The sequence below is a fragment of the Brevundimonas sp. genome (assembly GCF_041648615.1).
GTDB lineage: Bacteria > Pseudomonadota > Alphaproteobacteria > Caulobacterales > Caulobacteraceae > Brevundimonas.
In genome coordinates this window covers 1-4,836 of record NZ_JBAZOS010000068.1, presented here as the reverse complement: position 1 = coordinate 4,836, position 4,836 = coordinate 1, and the positions used below count along the sequence as shown (strand labels likewise).

Here is a 4,836-nt window from a genome sequence, read left to right as displayed (position 1 = left end):
TCGCCATTTAGGCCCTTTCGAAACTAAGCCCGGGCGGGCAGGAGCGGCCAGGCTCCTGGGCTCCTCCGTTTCAACCCGGAGGACAGTCCCTTCGCACGCCGAAGGGGGGAGCAACCCGTCCTCAAGCATGGTCCGGTTCCGCCGTGCACCCCCCGAAGGCGACGCGCGGCGTCCCGCAACGATCACACCCGCCGCACGTGATTGGCCCTGGCGCCAGACGCCCTCCCCCGCGACGGGATGGGGAGAATGATAAGGCCGTGGGGAGCGGCGCCAGGAATATAGTTTGGGAAAAGCGGAAGCCGTTGATGCGGCGGGATATTGTCTCGCCAACCCGACTATAGATCCGGTGAGTAGCGTCCGTGGTCGTCTCCTCCCCATCGCAGATGGGGAGGTGGATCGGCGGCGAAGCCGACGAGACGGAGGGGGCGACGCCGGCGGGGCCGGTGGATCGCTGATCACATCCGCCGGCGTCGCCCCCTCCACCACCCGCGCGAAGAGCGCGGGCGGTCCCCCTCCCCACTGCGTGGGGAGGAGACGGTGCGCCCCCCTATTTCGGGTTGGTTTTCTGGACCATTTCCGACAGCTGGAAGCCGATGCGGCGGGCCGGACGTTCGTCGGGCTTCTTGCGGACGTCGAGCAGGACGTTGATCTGGCCATAGTGCTGGATCAGCCGGACCGGCTTGCCGTCGGCGTTCTTGCCCAGGAACATGATGAAGTCCGGCCCCCAGAAGCCGAGGTCCTCGATCGACATGGTTCCGTCGCCCGGCAGGCCGACGATGCGGGCGCCGATCTCCTCATCCTTGTCGAGACCCTTTTCAAAATCCTCGATCAGCTTGGACAGGCGAACGAAGGCCCATTCGGCCGGGTTTTCGCGCATGCGGACGCCGTCCATCAGGGCGGCGGTCTGCGCCACGGAGGCCGCGGGCAGGACCGGCTTCGGACACGGCTTGTCGCCCCAGTCGGGCACGAAAACGGGGGGCGTGGCGGGGGCGGGGGCGGTCCTGGTTTTGCTCATGATCCCAGCCTAACGCACGAAGGCCGGATCAGAACAGTCCGTGGCCCTTGGGCAGTTCGGCGTAGCGGTGCACGCGGGTCGCCAGCACCAGGCCGAAGCCGAACATGACGGTCATCATCGACGATCCGCCATAGGACAGCAGCGGCATCGGCACCCCGACGACGGGCGCCATGCCCATGACCATCGCCCCGTTGATCAGCACGAACAGGGCGAAGAAGGCCGTCATCCCGGCGGCGGCGATGCGGCCGAAATGGCTGTGCGCGAGCGAGGCGATGCGCAGGGAGATCAGGATGATGGCGACATAGCAGGCCAGCACCGTGAAGGAGCCGACGAAGCCGAACTCCTCGGCCACGGTGGAGAAGATGAAGTCCGTGTGCCGTTCGGGCAGGAACTCCAGCTGGCTCTGGCTGCCCAGGCCGTAGCCCTTGCCCAGCAGCCCGCCCGAGCCGAGCGCGATCTTGGACTGGATGATGTTGTAGCCCGTGCCCGACGGATCGGACTCGGGACTGAGGAAGGTCAGCACCCGGTTGCGCTGATAGTCGTGCATGCCGAACATGACGAAGGGCGGGATGACGGCGACGGCGGCGGCCGCCCCCGCGGCGATGACGCGCCAGCTGAGGCCGGCCACGAACATGACGACGGCGCCCGTCAGGCCGATGACCATGGCCGAGCCCAGGTCAGGCTGTTTGGCCACCAGAATGAAGGGGACGCCGATCATGCCGGCCGGGATCAGCAGCTTCCACGACCAGCGGGCCTCCTGGGCCGTATGATTGTGGTACCAGCGGGCCAGGGCCAGGACGAGGCCCAGCTTGACGAACTCGGCCGGCTGAATGCGCATGAAGCCGAGGTTCAGCCAGTTCCTGGCCCCGCCCGCGACATAGCCGAGCGGGGTGAATTCGATCATCAGCACGAGCACGAGCAGCACCGCGTAGAGCGGATAGGCGGCGCGGAACCACCATTTGGGGTGGACCATGGCCAGTCCCAGCATCACCGCCAGCAGGGCTGCGAAACGGATCACATGCTTGGCCGCCCAGGGCTGCCAGTGGCCGCCGGCGATCGAATAGAGCATGGCGGCGCCGACCGTGGCGACGAGGCACAACAGGCCGATCAGGCGCCAGTCCAGCTCGCTGATCTTGGTCGAGATCCGGTCACGCTCGCCGGGGCGCGTCAGGGCGGAGGCGGTCATTGCGGAGCCTCGGGCAGATAGGGGCGAGGGCCGGCCGCCGTCGCGGGAGCGGCGGGCCGGGCGGTCGGCGCGGCCGCCGGAGCCTCGGCGACGGGCTCCTCGGGCGCCGCTCCGGCCAGTTCGTCCGCCTCGGTCTCGGGGCCCAGGGCTTCGGGCGGCGGCGGACGCTGGATGCGCTCCAGCATCTCGGGATCCTTGAGCAGGGTCGTGCGCATGATCTCGCGGGCGCGGGGGGCGCCGGCCGTGGCGCCGCCCTTGCCGCCGTGCTCGATGATGACCGCCACCGCATAGCGAGGCGCGTCGATCGGGGCGAAGGCCACGAACAGGTTGTGGTCCTTGAGCGCCCAGATGGCGCTGGTGCGCGGGCCCGAGCCGTAGCTGCGGACCTGGGCGGTGCCGGTCTTGCCGGCCATCTGGATGTCGCCCAGCCCCAGCTGGCTCTGGCGATAGGCGGTGCCCGAACGGTCGTTGGCCACGGCGATCATGCCCTGACGCACGATCTCGACGTGTTCGGGCGGGAACGGCAGGTCCGGCACGGCGGCGCCCGAAGGCTGTTCGACGCCGCCGACCGACTTGATCAGGCGGGGGTTGATGGCCTTTCTCGCATTGGCGAGGCGGGCGGTCATGACGGCCAGCTGCAGGGCGGTGACGTTGACGTCGCCCTGGCCGATGGCGACGGACAGGGTCTCGCCCGGAAACCAGACCCGCGATTCCGGATTGGGATTGCGGCGGTTGTAGTTGGCCTTCCACGCCTTGCTGGGCACGGAGCCGGCCTTCTGGTTGCCGACCCCGATGTCATAGGTCTGCATGAAGCCGATCTTCTTCGCCGTGTCCTGGATCAGGTCGACGCCGGCGCGATTGCACATGTGGTAGAAATAGACGTCGCACGAGTTCTTGATGGCGTTGTGCATGTCCTGCGGGCCGTGGCCCCCGGCCTGCCAGCAACGGAACACCCGGTTGCCGAAACGATAGCCGCCCGTGCAGGTCACGCGCTCGGTCGGATCGACGCCGGCCTCGAGGATGGCCAGGGCCGTGGTCATCTTGAAGGTCGAGCCGGGGTGGAAGACGCCGTTCAGCGTCTTGTCCAGCAGGGGCTTGCGCTCATAGTCGCGCAGGGCGTTGTAGATGTGGGACGGCACGCCGCCGACGAACAGGTTCGGGTCGAACGACGGCGAAGAGACCATGCACAGGATGTCGCCGTTGCGCACGTCCATGACCACGCAGCCGCCGGACTCCACGCCCATCACCTCCAGCGCCCGGTTCTGGACGTCGGCGTCGAGGGTCAGGACGACGTCCTTGCCCGGCACGGCGGGGCGCGAGCCGCCGACATCCTCGGCCACCACCCTGCCCCGCGCATCGACCTCGACCCGGGTGCCCCCGGCCTCGCCGCGCAGATCGGTGTCGAACGACTTCTCCACCCCCTGGCGGCCGATGCGGAAGCCGGGGTTGTAGAGAATCTCGGGGACCTTCTCGCCGCGGTCCTCGATCGCCTTGATGTCGCGGTCGTTGGGCTTGGCGACATAGCCGATGACGTGGGCGAAGGCGCCGCCGAACGGGTAGTAGCGGGCCTCGTTCATGTCGGCCATGACGCCCGGCAGCTCGTTGGCGTACAGATTGACCTTGGCGAACTCCTCCCAGCTCAGGTCGCTCTTGACCGGGACGGGCGAGAAGCGCGGGGCGGCGTTGACGTCGCGGATGATCGAACGGCGCCGGTCCACGGTGTCGGGCAGCAGGCGGCCCAGCAGGTCCAGGGTCTGGTCCAGGTCCTTGGTCTCGTCGCGCACGACCAGGACGCGGAAGCTGGGGCGGTTGCCGGCGATGACGACGCCGTTGCGGTCGAGGATGCGGCCCCGCGGCGGCGGCACGAGGCGGAAGTTGAACTGGTTGTTCGAGGCCAGGGTGGCGTATTCGCCCGCCTGGACGACCTGCAGCTGGGCCAGGCGGCCGGTCAGGGCCAGGCCGCCGAGCGCCGTCAGCCCGCCGAACACGAAGGTGCGGCGCAGGAAGGACCCCTGCCGCTCGTTGACGTCCGAGAAGAAGATGGAGGGTTCCGAGCTCATCGGAATCTCACGTCGCCGTCTTCGAACCGCTCGATCATCTGGTGGGCGAAGGGGAAGAGCAGCAGGGTCGGGACGATCTGGCCGATCAGGGCCAGCAGGCTGGCGGCGTTGTGATCGATGATCATGCGCACGACATAGACCAGCAGGAAGGCCAGGCCGCAGCAGGCGGCGTACCAGACGAACAGGACGGCGGTGTCCTGGCCGATCAGGAAGCTGCGCGAGGCCAGCACCACCGCATAGATGGCCAGCAGCGACAGGGCCCAGAGGCCGAGCGGGCCGTAGGTGAAGATGTCGAGGCCCAGGCCGAGGCCGGTCAGCACCAGGGGGGCGACGATCGAGGGGCGGATCAGCGGCCAGGCGAAGGCCAGCACCATGGGGATGACCGGCTCCGGCAGGTTGAGGCCGAACAGCTCGACGGGGGTGCCGAGGATGATGGTGACCGCGACCGTGATCAGGGCCGGATAGACGATCCACTGCATCGGCCCGACGACGCGGACCGCGACGGGGCGTCTCATTCGGTCCCTCCCGCGGGAGGCGCGGCCGCGGGCGCGGGCGGCGGGGTCACGGCCGGGGTG

4 protein-coding genes are annotated in these 4,836 nt (G+C 68.7%); all 4 read right to left on the bottom strand.

The window, feature by feature from the left end; all coding sequences use genetic code 11:
- Positions 1 to 547: 547 nt before the first annotated feature.
- The 4 genes from WC555_RS15120 to WC555_RS15105 are packed head-to-tail and all read right to left on the bottom strand — an operon-like array spanning position 548 to position 4,776.
- Complete coding sequence (locus WC555_RS15120) at positions 548 to 1,015, bottom strand: DUF6173 family protein (RefSeq protein ID WP_373254908.1); 468 nt, start codon at positions 1,013 to 1,015, stop codon at positions 548 to 550.
- A 28-nt stretch (positions 1,016 to 1,043) separates the two neighbouring features.
- Positions 1,044 to 2,201, bottom strand: coding sequence for a rod shape-determining protein RodA (gene rodA / locus WC555_RS15115; RefSeq protein ID WP_373254905.1), 1,158 nt, complete (start codon positions 2,199 to 2,201; stop codon positions 1,044 to 1,046).
- Positions 2,198 to 4,261, bottom strand: coding sequence for a penicillin-binding protein 2 (mrdA, locus tag WC555_RS15110; RefSeq protein WP_373254903.1), 2,064 nt, complete (start codon positions 4,259 to 4,261; stop codon positions 2,198 to 2,200). Before mrdA ends, rodA begins: the two co-directional genes overlap by 4 nt.
- A complete protein-coding gene (locus WC555_RS15105; RefSeq protein ID WP_373254901.1) occupies positions 4,258 to 4,776 on the bottom strand; it encodes a hypothetical protein in 519 nt (172 codons plus the stop codon). Before WC555_RS15105 ends, mrdA begins: the two co-directional genes overlap by 4 nt.
- Positions 4,777 to 4,836: the final 60 nt, after the last annotated feature.

Coding starts and splice junctions, on each gene's coding strand:
- WC555_RS15120 (WP_373254908.1), bottom strand. CDS start 1,015: ATGAGCAAAACCAGGACCGCCCCCGCCCCCGCCACGCCCCCCGTTTTC.
- rodA (WP_373254905.1), bottom strand. CDS start 2,201: ATGACCGCCTCCGCCCTGACGCGCCCCGGCGAGCGTGACCGGATCTCG.
- mrdA (WP_373254903.1), bottom strand. CDS start 4,261: ATGAGCTCGGAACCCTCCATCTTCTTCTCGGACGTCAACGAGCGGCAG.
- WC555_RS15105 (WP_373254901.1), bottom strand. CDS start 4,776: ATGAGACGCCCCGTCGCGGTCCGCGTCGTCGGGCCGATGCAGTGGATC.